Source organism: Pseudomonas sp. IT-P294 (assembly GCF_949767865.1).
GTDB lineage: Bacteria > Pseudomonadota > Gammaproteobacteria > Pseudomonadales > Pseudomonadaceae > Aquipseudomonas.
Genome location: NZ_CATKQW010000056.1, coordinates 288244 through 304197, shown reverse-complemented (window position 1 = coordinate 304197; position 15954 = coordinate 288244). Strand labels below are relative to the sequence as shown.

Sequence of the window (15954 nt, the reverse complement as noted above, 5' to 3'; positions counted from 1 at the left end):
CGCGTAGCGTGGGAACGATCACGAAGGTGCCTTAGAATTTGTAACCCAGGCCGACCATGTAGATGAACGGGTCGACATCCACATCGACCTTGGCCCGAGTGCCCGGAGCCACGGCGTTGTTTTCCACGGTCGCCGTGGTGTCGATGTCGATGTAGCGCACCTGGGCGTTGAGCATGATGTTGTCGGTGATCATGTAGTCAGCACCGACCTGAAACGCCATGCCCCAAGAGTTATCCGCCTTGAAATTGCTGAAGCCGTTGGCCTGGGCTTCGCTGCTGACGTGTTCGTCGTAGATCCAGGTGTAGTTGATGCCCGCACCGACATACGGCTGGAACGGGGACTTCGCAGCCAGCGGGTAGTACACCACGCTCAAGGTGGGCGGCAGGTGTTTGAGGGTGCCGAGTTTGCCGTTGGCTGCGCCCAGGGCGGTGCCTTTGAGCTTCACGTCATGCTCGAATGGCGAAGCCGCCAGCAGCTCGACTCCCCAGTGGCTGTCGATCATGTAAGCGAAGTTCAAGCCCAGTTGCGTGTCGCTGTTCATGGTGGCCTTGCCACCCAGATTGGTGCCGGCCAGCGGGCCTTGGTCGACCTTGACGCTGGAGCTGTCGGCTTTGGGGTTGACGGTGATTGCACCGGCACGAACGATGATGTCGCCCGCTTCGTGGGCGTAGGCGAGCGGGGCTGCGAGCGCGAGGGCAAGTAGCGACGCGCAGAGCTTGGACTTGTGCATGGAGGGCTCCAAAGGACGTTAAAAATATTCGATGTCCAATGGTACGGAGGCGTCTGATCCGGTCTTTTGATGCAGCTCAATGAAACAGTGATGGCCCTTTTTTTAGGGTGCGGCGGATTGCCTCTTCGCGAGCAAGGGATCGCCTAATCCCTGTGGGAGCGGGCTTGCTCGCGAAGGCTATCTATCAAACACCACATCACGACCGGATTCACTCCGGCAGCTCATACACAAAAATCTTGTCAGCCTCCATCTGATACCCCGCATCGGCCAACTCGCTGGTCGAGGCTTTCACCTGCAACGCACCCTCGATCCAGTACGGCTGATACAGCTCATCGAGCTTCACGCCGACTGCGCTTTTCACATGCACGATCTGATTCGACGGCGGTGGCGGCACATGGATGCAGGCACCGAAATACGGCACGAGCAGGAACTCCGTGGTGCGACCTTCTTCACTCACTTCCAGCGGCACGATGTAGCCCGGCAAGCGAATGTTCTGACCATCAAGACTCTTCACCACTGGCGCGTTGGGCATGTCTTGTTTGGCGGCAGGCGCCGATTCAGCGGCCAGCGCATTGCCCATCTGCGACAGGTCGTGCAGCGGCGTCATGTTCGGCACTTCCGGCATGGCGTCCGGTGGAATCATTTCCGACCAAGTCAGTTCTTTCGGCTCGGCTGCCCATAGCGGCAGGGCAACCAGCATCAACAGCGCAAGCAGGGCGCGGGGCATCGTTAACGTCCTCATAGTCGGATCGACAGGCCATCGGCCAGAGATTGGCGATACGCGCGCCAAGCCGGCACGCTGCCCATCAGCAGCGCGGCGATCAGGATGCCACCGAGCAGCGTCCATTCATATTCGCTGGGCCAGGCCAGCGGCAAATACAAACCATAATTGGCTTGCACATACCCCTGCGCCGCGGCGATGCATACGTACAGCAGCGCCACGCCGGCAATCACTCCCGACAGTGCCAGGGCGAACGCTTCCAGCACCAGCAAGGTTGCGATGTGCCACGGCCGCGCACCCACCGAACGCAGAATCGCCATCTCGCGGCGACGTTCATTGAGGCTGGTGAGAATTGCCGTGAGCATGCCGATCAGCCCGGTCAGCACCACAAACAGCGAGACCACGAACAAGGCTTTTTCCGCCGTGCTCATCAGACTCCAGAGTTCTTGCAGCGCTACGCCCGGCAGGATCGCCAGCATCGGCTCACCGCGAAATTCGTTGATTTCACGCTGCACGGCGAAGGTGGAAATCTTGTTGTTGAGGCCGAGCATGAACGCGGTGATCGCTTGTGGCGTCAGGTCCATGTTGCGCGCCTGATCGGCGCTGATCCGACCGTTGCCGCGCGCGGGCACACCGTTGTGCCAGTCGATGTGAATGGCTTCCATGCCACCGAGGCTGATGTGCAGCGTGCGATCCACCGGGGTGCCGGTGCGTTTGAGAATGCCGACCACGGTGAATGGCTTGTCGTCGTGCTTGACCAGGCTGATCGCTGCCACGCCGTGGGACAACACCAGTTTGTCGTCGAGTTTGTAGTGCAACGCTTCAGCCACTTCGGCGCCGAGCACCACCTCGAACGGATCGGTGGCGAAGGCGCGGCCATCGGCCAGTTCCAGGTGCTGTTGATGGCCGTACTGGTAATGCTCGAAGTACGCCTCGGTGGTGCCCATCACGCGATAACCGCGATGGGAATCACCGAGGGACATCGGGATCGCCCATTTCACTTTCGGGTCGTTGGCGAAGTGCTCGAAACTGTCCCAACGAATGTTGTTGGTGGCGTTACCAATGCGAAACACCGAGTACAGCAACAGGTTCACCGAACCGGACCGCGCACCGACAATCAAGTCGGTGCCGCTGATGGTGCTGGCGAAACTGGCCTTGGCTTCGGTGCGCACCCGCTCCACGGCCAACAACAGGCAGACCGACAGGGCGATGGCGAACGCGGTAAGAATCGCGGTGAAACGGCGGTTAGCCAGGCTGGCCAGGGCTAGACGAAACAAATACATCTCAAACCTCGGACGGGGTGGCGGCGCGATTGAGATCGGCCAGCGACAAATGACGATCGAACAGTGGCGCGAGGCTCTGGTCATGGCTGACAAACAACAGGCTCGATCCGGCTTCGCGGCACTCGGCGAACAGCAGGCGAATAAAGTTTTCGCGCGCGTCGTAATCAAGAGCTGAGGTCGGTTCGTCGGCAATCACCAGTTCGGGCTGACCGATCAATGCGCGAGCAGCGGCGACCCGTTGCTGTTGGCCGATGGACAGCGAATCGGCGCGGCGGCCGAGCAGGCTTTCATCCTTCAGGCCCAAATGGGCGAGCAGGGTGGCTGCGGCCTGATCGACACTGCCGTGACGCTGTTTCGCCCGTTCGGCGCGCAGTCTGGAGAAGTGGCAAGGCAGCTCGACGTTTTCGCGTACCGAGAGAAACGGCAGCAAGTTGAACTGCTGGAAAATGTAGCCGGTGTGATCGACGCGAAAACGGTCACGTGCACCAGCACCGAGTTCGGTCAGTTCCTGGCCCAGCAGGCGGATGCTGCCGCGATCGGGCTTCTGCACACCGCCGAGCAGGCCGAGCAGGGTGGTTTTACCACTGCCGCTGGGGCCTTTGAGGAACAGGGTTTCACCGGGCTCCAGGCGAAACGCCGGGATATCCAGCAGCGGCGGGTGACCGGGCCAACTGAAGCCCAGGTCGGACAGTTCGATGAGTGCTTGGGTCATGTGAAACCGGTCAGGTTGGTGGTGAACCTTGTGGGAGCGGGCTTGCTCGCGAAAGCGTCATGTCAGTCAACGTCTCCGTTGAATGTGACGGCCCCTTCGCGAGCAAGCCCGCTCCCACATTGGATTTGCAGTGGATTTAGAATTTGAGGGCAGCAGCCTTGGCGGTCACTTCAACCCCTTGCTGGCCGCTCGGGCTGATCAGTTGTACCTGAATCTTCTGGGTCGCCGGGAACGTGTTGAAAATATTCGCCAGATCCAGGTTTTTCAAAGCACCCGGGGCCGCGCAGGTGAATTGATAGTGCGCGTGGATTTCGCTGTGGTCGTGGTGGTGTTCGTCCTTGGCGTCTTCATCGTGATCGGCCTCTGGTTTGTCACCGAACAGCGGGCTTTCCAGTTCCTGGGTCGCCACTGTGCAGCCGGCGTCTTTGGGCAGGTTGAACAGCGCCAGCGGTTTTTCCAGCTGCGCACGGACGGCGGCAACCTTGGCTTTATCGGCATCGGTGGTGGCGGCGTGTTCGAAGCCCACAAGGTTCATCGCCGGGCTTTCCAGCTCCAGTTCCAGCGTCTGGCCATCCAGCGCCGCGTTCAGGCGACCGACGCCATGTTCGTGCGCACCGAGACTGCCATGCTCATGGTCGTGTTCATCCGCAGCATGGGCTACGGCCAGCGGCAGCAGGGCAAACGGCAAAGCGAGAAGCAGACGGCGCATGACGGGTCTCCGGAAAGCAAAATGAATAATTTGTTATGTAATCTTATAACGTAAGTGCGGCGAGTTTGACCGTCTGCTTGGCGTTGCGCAAGTCACATGGGAGCATGCACGTCAGAAATGTGCGGGAGCAGACTCATGTTGCGAATTCGCGGAAGCATCGGCGACTGGCCGGTGGATTTGACGCTGGAGATGGATGACAGCGACTGGGCGCGACTCGGCGCGCAGCTGCAAGTGACCCAGCCTGAGGCCGTTGCGGCGTCGGCCAAGCCGGTGAATCAGGATGATGCGCTGTGGCAGATCGCCAAAGACCTGCTGCGCAAGGCCGGGCAATTGAGCGGGCCGGACTTGCTTGATCAACTGGAAGGGCTGACCGGCAGCGCAGCCTCGGGCAAGCGCCTGTTGGTGCGCCTGCGTCACTGCGCCGATGTGAAGGTGACGAGCGGCGGCGATACGCCGCTCTACAGCTGGATCAACGAGGCTTAATAAAGCGCGGCAAACAGTTTGCGGCGGTAGGTGGTCACCAACGGGTGATCGTTGCCCAGCAGTTCGAACACCTGCAGCAAAGTCTTGTGCGGCAGGCCTTCGCTGTAGCTGCGATTGCGGATGAACAGTTTGAGCAACGCATCCAGCGCCGCGTCGTATTGTTGGCGGGCCAACTGCTGGATCGCCAGTTGATACACCGCCTCATCGTCCAGTGGATTTTTCGCCAGGCGCGCTTTCAGGTCGGCCGCATCCGGCAAGTCCTTGGCCTGGCCGAGGAACTGGATCTGCGCCTTGGCGCCGGCCAGCGCCGCTTTGTGCTCATCGCTTTTCACCGCATCCAGCACGGTTTGTGCTTCGCCCAACTCGCCACGTTCAGTCAGGCAGCGGGCATAGAGAATCAGTGCGCGAGCGTTGGTGTTGTCTTCGCCCAGCAGCACTTTGAGCACGGCTTCGGCGTCGGCGAAGCGGCTGTCGTCGAACAAGGCCTGAGCCTGCTCGATGGGGTCGGTCGCGGCCGGTGGTGGCATTTGAACGTGAGGCTCGAGCATTGCCCGCACCGCCGATTCCGGTTGCGCGCCGGCAAAGCCATCCACCGGTTGACCGTCCTTGAACAGCACCACGGTCGGCAGGCTGCGAATGCCGAAACGGGCGACGATGTCCTGTTCTAGGTCGCAATTGACCTTGGCCAGCAGCAACTCGCCCTGATAGCTCTCGGCGATGGTCTGCAGCATTGGCATCAGCACTTTGCAGGGCGCACACCATTCGGCCCAGAAATCCACCAGCACCGGTTTGTGGAAGGAGTTCTCGATCACCGACTGGTCGAAATCGGCAGTCGTGGCGTCGAAGATATACGGCGTTTCCTGACTCATGGGGGATCTCTTGGAAGCGTGAATAAGGCCACTATACGGCTTGGTGGTGGGCGGCCGGAAGCGGGTTGGCAATCAGTCATCGGGTGAATCTTGAGCCGCTATCGCGAGCAAGCTCGCTCCCACAGGGGTTTCGGGAGAGAAGTAGATCCAGTGTGGGAGCCAGCCTGCTGGCGATGCTTTTAGCTGCGCCGCGCGTGGTAGAGGCTTACATAGCGAAACTCTTCAGGCTCGGCCAGGTCCGGCAGGGTCATCGCCTCCAGCATCTCGATGCGTTGATACAGCGGATGACGAAAATCCCTCACCCGCGAATCCGCCACCAGCGCCTGCTGGCCACGGCTCAAAAACTCATCGAGCAACGGCAGGTTCGCCCGGTCATAGAGCACATCGGCCACCAGAATCAGATCGAAGCGATCCGCCTCGGCGAAAAAATCCGTCGAGTAATTGAGCTGTACATCATTGAGTTCAGCATTCGCCCGACACGCCGCAAGCGCCAGCGGGTCCAGGTCACAGGCCACCACTTCCAGTGCGCCAGCCTTGACCGCGGCAATCCCCGCGACCCCGGAGCCGGCGCCGAAATCCAGCACGCGTTTGCCTTTGACCCACTCCGGAAATTCGGCGAGGTAACGGGCAACCGCCAGGCCGCTGGCCCAGCAGAAACTCCAGTACGGTGGTTCGTGCAGAATTCGCCGGGTTTCTTCCGGGCTGAAAGCGCGGTCCATGTTGTCGCCGTCGATCAGCCAGAGTTTCAGCTCGCAGTCCGGCAAGGCGACAGGCACAAGCTGCGCATCACCGAGCAATTGCCCCAACGCCTGTTGCAGGTCGAACGGTGCAATCATGGCGCTTTGACGAATTGCAGCTGGCCCAGTGTTTGCGTCGTTGGCTGGGTAATGATCTGCGACGGCAGATGCAAAATCAGCTGGCCGGACTGGCTGGCGCGGCCGCGCAGTTCAACGCGGGCACCCACCGGAAACGAGTCCGGGTTGAAACGCAGGTGAAACGGCAACACTTGATTGGTGCCGATCAGGCTGGAGCTGGCGAGCAATTGTTGCGGACGGGCCTTGTCATCGATCACCAGCAACGCCAATTCGACTTCGGCACCGGCCGGCACGCCTAACAGGGTGCCACTCAATTCGCGCTGATAGGCGGGCAGTGGACCGAGGTTGGCGGACTCTTGGGCTTTCTTCTGCGCCGCCTGCGGGGCAGGCCCCGGCGTTGGCGGCTGGGGCTTGGGCGCATCGCTGCTGCAGGCCACCAGCAGGCTGAAAAGACTGAGCATAACGAGCGGTCTTAGGGACATTTGCGGCTCCAGCGAGGTGAAATCCATGGATCAAGCTCTATAACCCGTCTGTATACCGCAAAGCCTATGGCTTGTCTTGCCACGGGGATGCGCTACCATGGCCCTCCCTTTTTTTGTTGCCTGCCACCATGCACTGTCCCTTCTGCGGTGCCAACGACACCAAGGTCATCGACTCGCGTCTGGTCGCCGAGGGCGAACAGGTGCGCCGCCGGCGTGAATGCCTGGCCTGCGGCGAGCGTTTCACGACGTTCGAGACGGCTGAACTGGTGTTGCCGCGCCTGATAAAAACCGACGGCAGCCGCCAGCCGTTCGACGAAGAAAAACTTCGTGCCGGCATGCAGCGAGCGCTCGAGAAGCGTCCGGTGAGTGTCGAACGTCTCGAATCGTCGCTGGTGCACATCAAACACAAGCTGCGCGCCACCGGTGAGCGCGAGGTCAAATCCCTCGTGGTCGGTGAACTGGTGATGGCCGAGCTGCAAAAACTCGACGAAGTCGCCTACATTCGTTTCGCCTCCGTGTATCGCCGCTTCCAGGACCTCAATGAGTTCCGTGAAGAGATCGATCGCCTGGCCCGTGAGCCGGTGAAAGAATGACCACCTCCCCCGAACAAGCCATCTTCGACGCCCATTACATGGCCCGCGCCCTGGAATTGGCGCGCAAAGGTCATTACACGACGCACCCCAACCCTCGGGTCGGCTGCGTGATCGTGCGTGACGGCCAAATCGTCGGCGAAGGCTGGCATGTGCGCGCTGGCGAACCGCATGCCGAAGTCCACGCCTTGCGCGCCGCCGGTGACAAGGCCCGAGGCGCTACGGCTTACGTGACCCTCGAACCATGCAGCCACCACGGCCGCACGCCGCCCTGCGCCGATGCGCTGGTGAACGCCGGTGTCGCGCGGGTGGTGGCCGGGATGCAGGACCCTAATCCTGCGGTCGCCGGTCGCGGCATGCAGCGTTTGGCCCAGGCCGGTATCGCCATTGAAAGTGGCGTGCTGGAAGGCGAGGCACGCAAGCTCAACGAAGGCTTCCTCAAACGCATGGAACACGGCTTGCCGTTCGTGCGAGTGAAGTTGGCCATGAGCCTGGACGGTCGCACGGCGATGGAAAGTGGCGAAAGCCAATGGATCACCGGCCCGGCTGCACGTTCGGCGGTTCAACGCCTGCGCGCGCAAGCCAGTGTGGTACTGACCGGCGCTGACACGGTGCTGGCAGATAATGCCCGGTTGACCGTACGCGCCGATGAACTGGGGCTGGACGCCGAGCAGACCGCACTCGCCATGAGCCGCCCGCCATTGCGGGTGTTGATCGATGGCCGTTTGCGAGTGCCGCTGGACGCGCCGTTCTTCAAGGCCGGCCCGGCCCTGGTCGCGACCTGCATGGCGGTCGAAGAACAATACGCCAACGGCCCGGAATGCCTGATCGTGACGGGCGAGGATGGTTTGGTCGACCTGCGCAAGTTGCTGGTTGAGCTGGCCCATCGCGACGTCAACGAAGTGTTGGTCGAGGCCGGCCCGCGCCTGGCAGGGGCTTTTGCCCAGCAAGGTCTGGTGGATGAGTTCCAGATTTTCATCGCCGGCAAGTTCCTCGGCTCATCGGCACGGCCGCTGCTCGACTGGCCGCTGGCGCAAATGAAAGACGCACCCGAACTGAAAATTACCGAAATCCGCGCGGTTGGCGATGATTGGCGAGTCATCGCCATTCCTGTGCCAGCGGCGAGCGTATAATTCCCGGCCTGCGTCACGCTTCGGCCCTGTTCTCGAGGAGGACTCCATGTTTACCGGCATCATCGAATCCATCGGTAGTATTCGTGCATTGACCCCAAAAGGCGGAGATGTGCGGGTACATGTAGAAACCGGCAAGCTCGACTTGAGCGACGTCAAACTGGGCGACAGCATCGCGGTCAACGGCGTGTGCCTGACTGCCGTCGAATTGCCAGGCAATGGCTTTGCGGCGGACGTGAGTCGTGAAACCCTCGACTGCACGGCAATGAATGACCTGAAAAGCGGCAGCCCGGTAAACCTGGAAAAAGCCCTGACCCCGACCACTCGCCTCGGCGGACATCTGGTCAGCGGTCACGTCGACGGCGTGGGCGAAGTGGTTGCCCGCACCGAGAACGCACGCGCCGTGGAGTTCCGCATCCGCGCGCCCAAGGAACTGGCCAAGTACATCGCCCATAAAGGCTCGATCACCGTCGACGGCACCAGCCTGACCGTGAACGCGGTCGATGGCGCCGAGTTCCTGCTGACCATCATTCCCCACACCCTGAGCGAAACCATCATGGCCTCGTACCAGCCAGGTCGCCGGGTGAACCTTGAAGTTGACTTGCTGGCACGTTATCTGGAGCGCCTGTTGTTGGGCGACAAGGCTGCAGAGCCTACAAAATCCGGAAACATTACCGAAAGCTTTCTGGCCGAGAACGGCTACCTCAAATCCTGACCCAAGGGGGTGCCTTGTGGCGCTCAATAGCATCGAAGAACTGGTTGAAGACATCCGCCAAGGCAAGATGGTCATCCTCATGGATGACGAAGATCGCGAGAACGAAGGCGACCTGATCATGGCCGCCGAGTGCTGCAAGGCCGAACACATCAACTTCATGGCCAAGCACGCCCGTGGCCTGATCTGCATGCCGATGAGCCGTGAGCGCTGCGAACTGCTCAAGCTGCCCCTGATGGCGCCACGCAACGGTTCCGGTTTCGGCACCAAGTTCACCGTCTCCATCGAAGCGGCCGAAGGCGTGACCACCGGCATCTCCGCTGCCGACCGTGCGCGCACCGTGCAAGCGGCTGCCGCGAAAGACGCCAAGGCTGAAGACATCGTCAGCCCAGGCCACATTTTTCCGCTGATGGCCCAGGCCGGCGGCACACTCGCTCGCGCCGGTCACACCGAAGCGGCTTGCGATCTTGCGCGCATGGCCGGTTTCGAGCCGAGCGGCGTGATCTGCGAAGTGATGAACGACGACGGCACGATGTCCCGCCGCACCGAACTCGAAGCCTTCGCGGCTGAACACAACATCAAGATCGGCACCATCGCCGACCTGATTCACTACCGGATGATCCACGAACGTACCGTTCAGCGGATTGCCGAGCAGCCTTTGGACAGCGAACTGGGCCAGTTCAACCTGGTGACCTATCGTGATTCCGTGGAAGGCGACGTGCACATGGCCCTGACCCTGGGCTCCGTGTGCGCTGATGAACCGACCCTGGTTCGGGTGCATAACATGGACCCGCTGCGCGACCTGTTGATGGTCAAGCAACCGGGGCGCTGGAGCCTGCGCGCCGCGATGGCTGCGGTGGCCGAGGCTGGCAGCGGTGTGGTGCTGTTGCTGGGTCACCCGCTCGATGGCGACGTGTTGCTGGCGCATATCCGCGAAACCGCGGATCAAAGCGCAGTGAAAAAACCGACCACCTACAGCATTGTCGGTGCCGGTTCGCAGATCCTTCGGGACCTGGGCGTACGCAAAATGCGGTTGATGAGCGCGCCAATGAAATTTAATGCGATATCCGGTTTTGATCTGGAAGTTGTAGAATACGTGCCCTCCGAATAATGACCGGTTGTTCCCGGCCCTGTATTCGCGGTTCAAATATCACTGAGGGATGCGTAGAAAACGCGTCCCGGCTCTTTAAGAGATCTAACGAATGACCCTGAAGACCATCGAAGGTACCTTCATCGCCCCTAAAGGCCGCTACGCTTTGGTAGTGGGCCGTTTCAACAGCTTCGTCGTTGAAAGCCTGGTCAGCGGTGCAGTTGATGCCCTGGTTCGCCATGGCGTGAGCGAAAGCGACATCACCATCATCCGTGCGCCTGGCGCCTTCGAAATTCCCCTGGTTGCGCAGAAAGTCGCTCAAAAGGGTGAATACGCGGCAATCATCGCCTTGGGCGCGGTCATTCGTGGCGGTACTCCGCACTTCGAATACGTGGCGGGCGAATGCACCAAGGGCCTGGCCCAGGTGTCCATGGAGTTCGGCGTTCCGGTCGCTTTCGGCGTCCTGACCGTTGATTCCATCGAACAAGCCATCGAACGTTCCGGCACCAAGGCCGGTAACAAAGGTGCTGAAGCTGCCCTGTCCGCTCTGGAAATGGTCAGCCTGCTGGCGCAGTTGGAGGCCAAGTGATTAGCGACGAAAGCGATCGTTTCAACCCGCGCGATCCAAAGCCTGCGGATGCCGGCAAGCCATCGAAAAGCGTCAAGCGTCGCGAAGCCCGTCAGCTCGCGACTCAGGCGCTGTATCAATGGCACATGGCCAAGCAGTCGCTGAACGAGATCGAAGCGCAGTTTCGGGTCGATAACGATTTCAGCGATGTCGACGGTGCCTACTTCCGCGAAATCCTGCACGGGGTTCCGCAGTTCAAGACCGAGATCGACACCGCGCTCAAGCCTTGCCTGGATTTGACCATCGAAGAGCTGGACCCGGTTGAACTGGCGGTTCTGCGTCTGTCGACCTGGGAACTGCTCAAGCGCGTCGACGTGCCGTACCGCGTTGTGATCAACGAAGGTATCGAACTGGCCAAGGTCTTCGGTTCCACCGACGGCCACAAGTTCGTCAACGGCGTGCTCGACAAGCTGGCCCCGCGTCTGCGTGAAGCTGAAGTGAAGGCGTTCAAGCGCTAATCGGCGCTTGCAGTGTCCTGTCTCGCCGATACGTTCGTTTTTTAGCGAGTGGCTGGTGTTGCCAGACAAGGCGCCGCGACGAGTCATAGCGTGCTATGGCGAGGAGCGGCAACGCAGTATGGCGACACCAGACGCCGCTTAAAAATGAACAGTATTGGTGAGAGAGGACACCCCTATGGGTGAGTTTGAGCTGATCCGCAATTTCTTCGCCGCCGCGCCTTGTGCGCAGGGCGGCGAGGGCGTTGCTCTCGGAATCGGCGATGACTGCGCCTTGCTGACGGTTCCTCCCGGGGAGCAGTTGGCCATTTCCACCGACACGCTGGTTGCCGGCGTGCATTTCGCAGATCCCTGCGATCCGTTTCTGCTCGGTCAGCGCTCGCTGGCCGTCGCGGTCAGCGATCTGGCCGCCATGGGCGCCACCCCGATTGCCTTTACCCTTGCCCTGACCTTGCCGACGGTGACCGCCGATTGGTTGCAGGCCTACGCCCTAGGTTTGACCGTCATGGCGCAGGGCTGCGGTGTGGCTTTGGTGGGCGGCGATACCACTCGCGGCCCGCTGAGCCTGACGATGACGGTGTTTGGGCGCGTGCCGACAGGTCAGGCGTTGACTCGCAGCGGGGCGCAGCCAGGCGATTTGCTCTGTGTGGGCGGCGAGTTGGGAAATGGCGCTGGCGCCTTACCGCTGGTACTCGGGCAGCGAACCGCCGATGTGGCCATCGCCGACCCGCTGCTGCGCCATTACTGGTCGCCGCAACCGCAACTGGCTCTCGGGCAGGCGCTACGTGGCAAAGCCACCTCGGCGCTGGATATCTCCGACGGTCTGCTGGCTGACTGCGGGCATATCGCCCTGGCGTCGAGAGTCGGCATTCAGGTTGAACGGGACCGATTGCCGCTGTCCAACGCTTTAGTGGCTTTCCTTGGCCAATCGGGTGCCGAAAGCGCAGCCTTGAGTGGGGGTGACGATTACGTGCTGGCCTTCACCCTGCCGTCCGTCGAGTTACCCGCGTTGCTGGCCGACGGTTGGCCGATCCATGTGGTCGGGCGTGTCGTGGCAGGGCAGGGCGTCGTGCTGCTGGATGCCGATGGACAAGACATCACCCCGCAAACCCGCGGTTATCAACATTTTCGGGAGACACCGTGACAGATCATCCCAAACAGGTCCCGGCGGAATTCGTACCGCCGTCGGTCTGGCGCAATCCCTGGCACTTCCTGGCGTTCGGCTTCGGCTCGGGCACCTTGCCAAAAGCACCGGGCACCTGGGGGTCGTTAGTTGCGCTACCCTTTATCCCGTTATGGCAGATGCTGCCCGATTGGGGTTACTGGCTGATGCTGGGCGTCACCATGCTGTTCGGCTTCTGGCTGTGCGGCAAGGTTGCCGACGATTTGCGGGTACACGATCACGAAGGCATCGTCTGGGACGAAATGGTCGGGATGTGGATCACCCTGTGGCTGGTGCCGGACGGTTGGTACTGGTTGTTGGCGGGGTTCCTGATGTTCCGCTTCTTCGACATTCTCAAACCCTGGCCGATTCGCTGGATCGACCGGCATGTGCACGGTGGCGTCGGGATCATGCTCGACGATGTATTGGCAGGCGTATTTGCGTGGCTGGCGATGCAGGGGTTGGTATGGATTTTCGCCTGACAGGCGAAACAGGGGACTAAGGATGGCTCTGCGCTGGTTGGCTATGATGGTTTTCACCACGTTTTGCTCGCTTGCCAGCGCGGGCGATGCCGCGACGATACCGTCGGTGATTCATCTGGCCAGCGAAGACTGGGAAGACTACACCGCCGCGGACGGTCATGGCCTGGGTTGGGACGTGCTGCGGGAGGTGTTCGAGCCGACCGGCGTCAAGCTGGACATCCGCACAGAGCCCTACATCCGCTCCATCGGCCTGGCACAACGTGGCGACGTCGACGCCTGTGTCGGCTCCTATCGTGATGAGACCGACGACCTGCTCTATCCGCGCTGGAATTTCGATACCGATCACATCTATGCCTTGGGGCTGGCGAGCAATCCGGCGCCGACCCCGGAAACGCTGGGCAACTATCGGCTGGCCTGGGTCCGTGGCTACAGCTTCCAGGATTACTTGCCTAACGTGAGCCGCTATAACGAAGTCGTTCGACGCACCGGTATTCTGTCGATGCTGATCCACAATCGGGCCGACTACTACATCGACGCACTCGCCGAGGTCGACTTTATCCTCAAGAGCGCCAAGGATCGGGGGCAGTTTCGTCGCACGCACATCGCAGATTTGCCGCTGTACCTGTGTTTCGCGGATACGCCAAAGGCTCGCACGTTGATGGCACTGTTCGACGAGCGCATGGAACTACTGGTGAAAAGCGGACGGCTGAAACTGATCTTCGAACGCTGGAAACAGCCGTATCCATTCGACGTAAACTGAACACGGATCTATTGGTTGATACTGAACCCCTGTGGGAGCGAGCTTGCTCGCGATGGCGGTCTGTCAGATACAAATATGCAGACAGACACACGCCATCGCGAGCAAGCTCGCTCCCACAAGGAGGCTTTGGTGGGCCTGGGATCGAACTTTTTGATCGTTATGCCCCATAATTCAGCCTAAGCGTCCACGGGAGCGTGCTGTTACAATGCCGCGTCTGCGAATCTCCAGTACTTTTGATCAGGAGCACACCGGTGCCTGTCGTTTTTGTCGCCGCTTCCAAGCTGCCAACGCCTTTTGCGCAATTCACCATGCACGGCTTTCTCGATGAAGAAAACGGGCGCGAGCACGTTGTGTTGAGCCTGGGTGAGTTCGACGATGGTGCCCCGGTACTCGGCCGGTTGCACTCCGAATGCCTGACGGGCGATGCCTTGTTCAGCCAGCGTTGCGACTGCGGCTCGCAACTTGAGGCCGCCTTGCAGGCCATCGCCCGTGAAGGGCGCGGCGTGCTGCTTTACCTGCGTCAGGAAGGCCGAGGCATTGGCCTGTTGAACAAGATCCGTGCCTATGAATTGCAGGACGGCGGCGCCGACACCGTTGAAGCCAACGAGCGTCTGGGCTTTGCCGCCGACCAGCGCGATTACGCCATGTGCCTGCCAATGCTGGAGCACTTGGGCGTGAAATCCCTGCGCCTGATGACCAACAACCCACGCAAGGTCAAAGCCCTGACCGACATGGGCATCGTGGTCGCCGAGCGCGTGCCGCTGCACACCGGCCATAATCCGCACAACAAACTCTACCTGGCCACGAAGGCCAGCAAGCTCGACCACATGATGGGCAACGAGCATCAGGGCGAGGCAGACCGGGCGTGACGCGAGGTCAGGTTCGGCGGCGGCTGTCTTTCAACTGGTGGCAGTATTTGGCCCTGGCCTTGCTGCCGCTGTTCGTGATCAATGGCGTATTCGGTCAAAGCGAGGCGATTCTGCCGGTGCTGGCGATGCCGTTGTTCATTGCTGGCGTGGCCTCGATGTTTGTCAGCCTGAAGTTTTTCGGTGGCTACAAGCACGCGCTGATCGCCACCCAGAAAGCCCTCGACACCCCTGAAGAACCCGCAGCCTGGATCGCCCTGGCGGCCAAGCGCCGCATCGCGTTCCTGGCGGCAGCACTGCCGGCCTGGATCGGCGCGCTGGCGGTGTTTGTCGGCCTTGAAGCGGTGCCATTGGTTCTGCTTGCGCTGTCGACCGCGGTGCTGTTCTACCTCTACCGTATCCCGCGTCAACTCGGCTGATGGTTCGTGTCTGGCTGGCGGTGATGCTGCTGGCCGTCAGCGGCTCGGCGTTCGCGGCCTTGCGGGTTGTCAGCCTCGCGCCGTCACTTTCTGAAATCGTTGTCGAGTTGAACTCGGCGGACCTTCTGGTCGGTGTGCTGGATGCCGGCGAGCGTCCTGCCGAACTCAACGGACTTCCATCCGTTGGCCGCTACGGCCAGTTGGACATGGAACGGTTGCTCAGCCTCAAGCCCGATTTATTGCTGCTATGGCCGGGCAGTGTGGGTCCGGCCCAGCGTGACCAGCTCAAGCGACTGAACATACCCACCTACGTCGCCGAACCGCACAACCTCGGCCAGCTGATCACGCAGATTGAAGCAATTGCCGCGCAGCTCGGCCGGCCTGAGCGTGGCGTTTCATTGGCCACAGCATTGCGTCAGCGACTGGCTGCCCTGCGCCAGCGCTATCGTCGGGATGAGCCGTTACGGGTGTTTTATCAGGTGTGGGACCGGCCGCTGTACACCGTTGGCGGTGAGCAGATCATCAGTGATGCGCTTGACGTGTGTGGCGCGCGCAATGTGTTCGCGGACCTGACGTTGCCTGCGCCGCAGGTCAGTGTCGAGGCGGTGTTGCAGCGCAATCCCGAGGTGATTCTGGCCAGCGACCAGGCGCAGCTCAATGCGTGGAAGGCCTGGCCTCAGGTCGCGGCGGTGGCGCAGGGGCAATTGTTGTTGGTCGCGGACAAGGGCCTTGAGCGGCCGAGTGGTCAGATGATCGAGGCGACGGCCAAACTCTGCCAGTTGATCGCGCCGGACCGCTGAGACCGAGGCGCATTCATCGCGAGCAGGCTCGCTCCCACAGGGGGGGTTGTCGCTCA

The 15954-nt window shown here is 61.1% G+C and carries 21 protein-coding genes; 13 read left to right on the top strand and 8 right to left on the bottom strand.

Annotation, left to right across the window (positions count from 1 at the left end; all coding sequences use genetic code 11):
• Positions 1-31: 31 nt before the first annotated feature.
• From ACM6I0_RS27450 to ACM6I0_RS27430, 5 genes are all read right to left on the bottom strand, one after another.
• Positions 32-730 carry an OmpW/AlkL family protein gene (locus ACM6I0_RS27450; protein WP_285432400.1) on the bottom strand — a complete coding sequence of 233 codons (699 nt, stop codon included), beginning with the start codon at positions 728-730 and terminating at the stop codon, positions 32-34.
• A 208-nt stretch (positions 731-938) separates the two neighbouring features.
• Complete coding sequence (locus ACM6I0_RS27445) at positions 939-1457, bottom strand: DUF3299 domain-containing protein (protein ID WP_090179313.1); 519 nt, start codon at positions 1455-1457, stop codon at positions 939-941.
• Between the two features lie 11 nt (positions 1458-1468).
• Positions 1469-2734, bottom strand: coding sequence for an ABC transporter permease (locus ACM6I0_RS27440; RefSeq protein ID WP_414923744.1), 1266 nt, complete (start codon positions 2732-2734; stop codon positions 1469-1471).
• A 1-nt stretch (position 2735) separates the two neighbouring features.
• On the bottom strand, positions 2736-3446 hold the full coding sequence (locus ACM6I0_RS27435; RefSeq protein ID WP_414923743.1) for an ABC transporter ATP-binding protein: 711 nt from the start codon (positions 3444-3446) through the stop codon (positions 2736-2738).
• A gap of 136 nt (positions 3447-3582) precedes the next feature.
• Positions 3583-4155 (bottom strand): DUF2796 domain-containing protein, encoded by a 573-nt coding sequence (locus tag ACM6I0_RS27430; protein WP_414923742.1) that lies wholly within the window; start codon positions 4153-4155, stop codon positions 3583-3585.
• Positions 4156-4290: 135 nt separating this feature from the next.
• On the opposite strand from ACM6I0_RS27430, the gene ACM6I0_RS27425 reads away from it, so the two are divergent.
• Positions 4291-4638, top strand: a complete 348-nt coding sequence (locus ACM6I0_RS27425) for a hypothetical protein (protein WP_285432404.1) — start codon at positions 4291-4293, stop codon at positions 4636-4638.
• On the opposite strand, the gene trxA is transcribed toward ACM6I0_RS27425, so the two are convergent.
• From trxA to ACM6I0_RS27410, 3 genes are all read right to left on the bottom strand, one after another.
• Positions 4635-5507, bottom strand: coding sequence for a thioredoxin (gene trxA, locus ACM6I0_RS27420; protein WP_285432405.1), 873 nt, complete (start codon positions 5505-5507; stop codon positions 4635-4637). The genes ACM6I0_RS27425 and trxA overlap by 4 nt on opposite strands.
• 179 nt (positions 5508-5686) lie before the next feature.
• Positions 5687-6343, bottom strand: a complete 657-nt coding sequence (locus ACM6I0_RS27415; protein WP_414923741.1) for a class I SAM-dependent methyltransferase — start codon at positions 6341-6343, stop codon at positions 5687-5689.
• Positions 6340-6804, bottom strand: a complete 465-nt coding sequence (locus tag ACM6I0_RS27410; RefSeq protein ID WP_285432408.1) for a hypothetical protein — start codon at positions 6802-6804, stop codon at positions 6340-6342. The genes ACM6I0_RS27415 and ACM6I0_RS27410 overlap by 4 nt, the downstream gene beginning before the upstream one ends.
• Positions 6805-6932: 128 nt before the next feature.
• On the opposite strand from ACM6I0_RS27410, the gene nrdR reads away from it, so the two are divergent.
• The 12 genes from nrdR (at position 6933) to ACM6I0_RS27350 (ending at position 15898) form a co-directional block, all read left to right on the top strand.
• Positions 6933-7397: a transcriptional regulator NrdR gene (gene nrdR, locus ACM6I0_RS27405; RefSeq protein ID WP_003228656.1), complete on the top strand. Its 465-nt coding sequence runs from the start codon at positions 6933-6935 to the stop codon at positions 7395-7397.
• Positions 7394-8527 carry a bifunctional diaminohydroxyphosphoribosylaminopyrimidine deaminase/5-amino-6-(5-phosphoribosylamino)uracil reductase RibD gene (gene ribD, locus ACM6I0_RS27400; protein ID WP_414923740.1) on the top strand — a complete coding sequence of 378 codons (1134 nt, stop codon included), beginning with the start codon at positions 7394-7396 and terminating at the stop codon, positions 8525-8527. The genes nrdR and ribD overlap by 4 nt, the downstream gene beginning before the upstream one ends.
• 46 nt (positions 8528-8573) lie before the next feature.
• Positions 8574-9239 carry a riboflavin synthase gene (locus ACM6I0_RS27395; RefSeq protein ID WP_285432411.1) on the top strand — a complete coding sequence of 222 codons (666 nt, stop codon included), beginning with the start codon at positions 8574-8576 and terminating at the stop codon, positions 9237-9239.
• 16 nt (positions 9240-9255) lie between these two features.
• Positions 9256-10347: a bifunctional 3,4-dihydroxy-2-butanone-4-phosphate synthase/GTP cyclohydrolase II gene (gene ribBA, locus ACM6I0_RS27390; RefSeq protein ID WP_414923739.1), complete on the top strand. Its 1092-nt coding sequence runs from the start codon at positions 9256-9258 to the stop codon at positions 10345-10347.
• A 91-nt stretch (positions 10348-10438) separates the two neighbouring features.
• Positions 10439-10915: a 6,7-dimethyl-8-ribityllumazine synthase gene (ribE, locus tag ACM6I0_RS27385; RefSeq protein WP_003185938.1), complete on the top strand. Its 477-nt coding sequence runs from the start codon at positions 10439-10441 to the stop codon at positions 10913-10915.
• On the top strand, positions 10912-11412 hold the full coding sequence (gene nusB, locus ACM6I0_RS27380) for a transcription antitermination factor NusB (protein ID WP_103403407.1): 501 nt from the start codon (positions 10912-10914) through the stop codon (positions 11410-11412). The genes ribE and nusB overlap by 4 nt, the downstream gene beginning before the upstream one ends.
• 175 nt (positions 11413-11587) lie before the next feature.
• The gene (gene thiL, locus ACM6I0_RS27375; RefSeq protein WP_414923738.1) at positions 11588-12553 is read left to right on the top strand and encodes a thiamine-phosphate kinase; all 966 of its coding nucleotides are present in this window, start codon (positions 11588-11590) and stop codon (positions 12551-12553) included.
• Positions 12550-13053 carry a phosphatidylglycerophosphatase A gene (locus tag ACM6I0_RS27370; protein WP_285432418.1) on the top strand — a complete coding sequence of 168 codons (504 nt, stop codon included), beginning with the start codon at positions 12550-12552 and terminating at the stop codon, positions 13051-13053. Before thiL ends, ACM6I0_RS27370 begins: the two co-directional genes overlap by 4 nt.
• A gap of 22 nt (positions 13054-13075) precedes the next feature.
• A complete protein-coding gene (locus tag ACM6I0_RS27365) occupies positions 13076-13813 on the top strand; it encodes a substrate-binding periplasmic protein (protein WP_414923737.1) in 738 nt (245 codons plus the stop codon).
• Between the two features lie 251 nt (positions 13814-14064).
• Positions 14065-14682, top strand: a complete 618-nt coding sequence (ribA, locus tag ACM6I0_RS27360; RefSeq protein WP_045057501.1) for a GTP cyclohydrolase II — start codon at positions 14065-14067, stop codon at positions 14680-14682.
• Positions 14679-15098, top strand: coding sequence for an MFS transporter (locus ACM6I0_RS27355; RefSeq protein WP_414923736.1), 420 nt, complete (start codon positions 14679-14681; stop codon positions 15096-15098). Before ribA ends, ACM6I0_RS27355 begins: the two co-directional genes overlap by 4 nt.
• On the top strand, positions 15098-15898 hold the full coding sequence (locus tag ACM6I0_RS27350; protein WP_414923735.1) for a cobalamin-binding protein: 801 nt from the start codon (positions 15098-15100) through the stop codon (positions 15896-15898). The genes ACM6I0_RS27355 and ACM6I0_RS27350 overlap by 1 nt, the downstream gene beginning before the upstream one ends.
• Positions 15899-15954 lie beyond the last annotated feature (56 nt).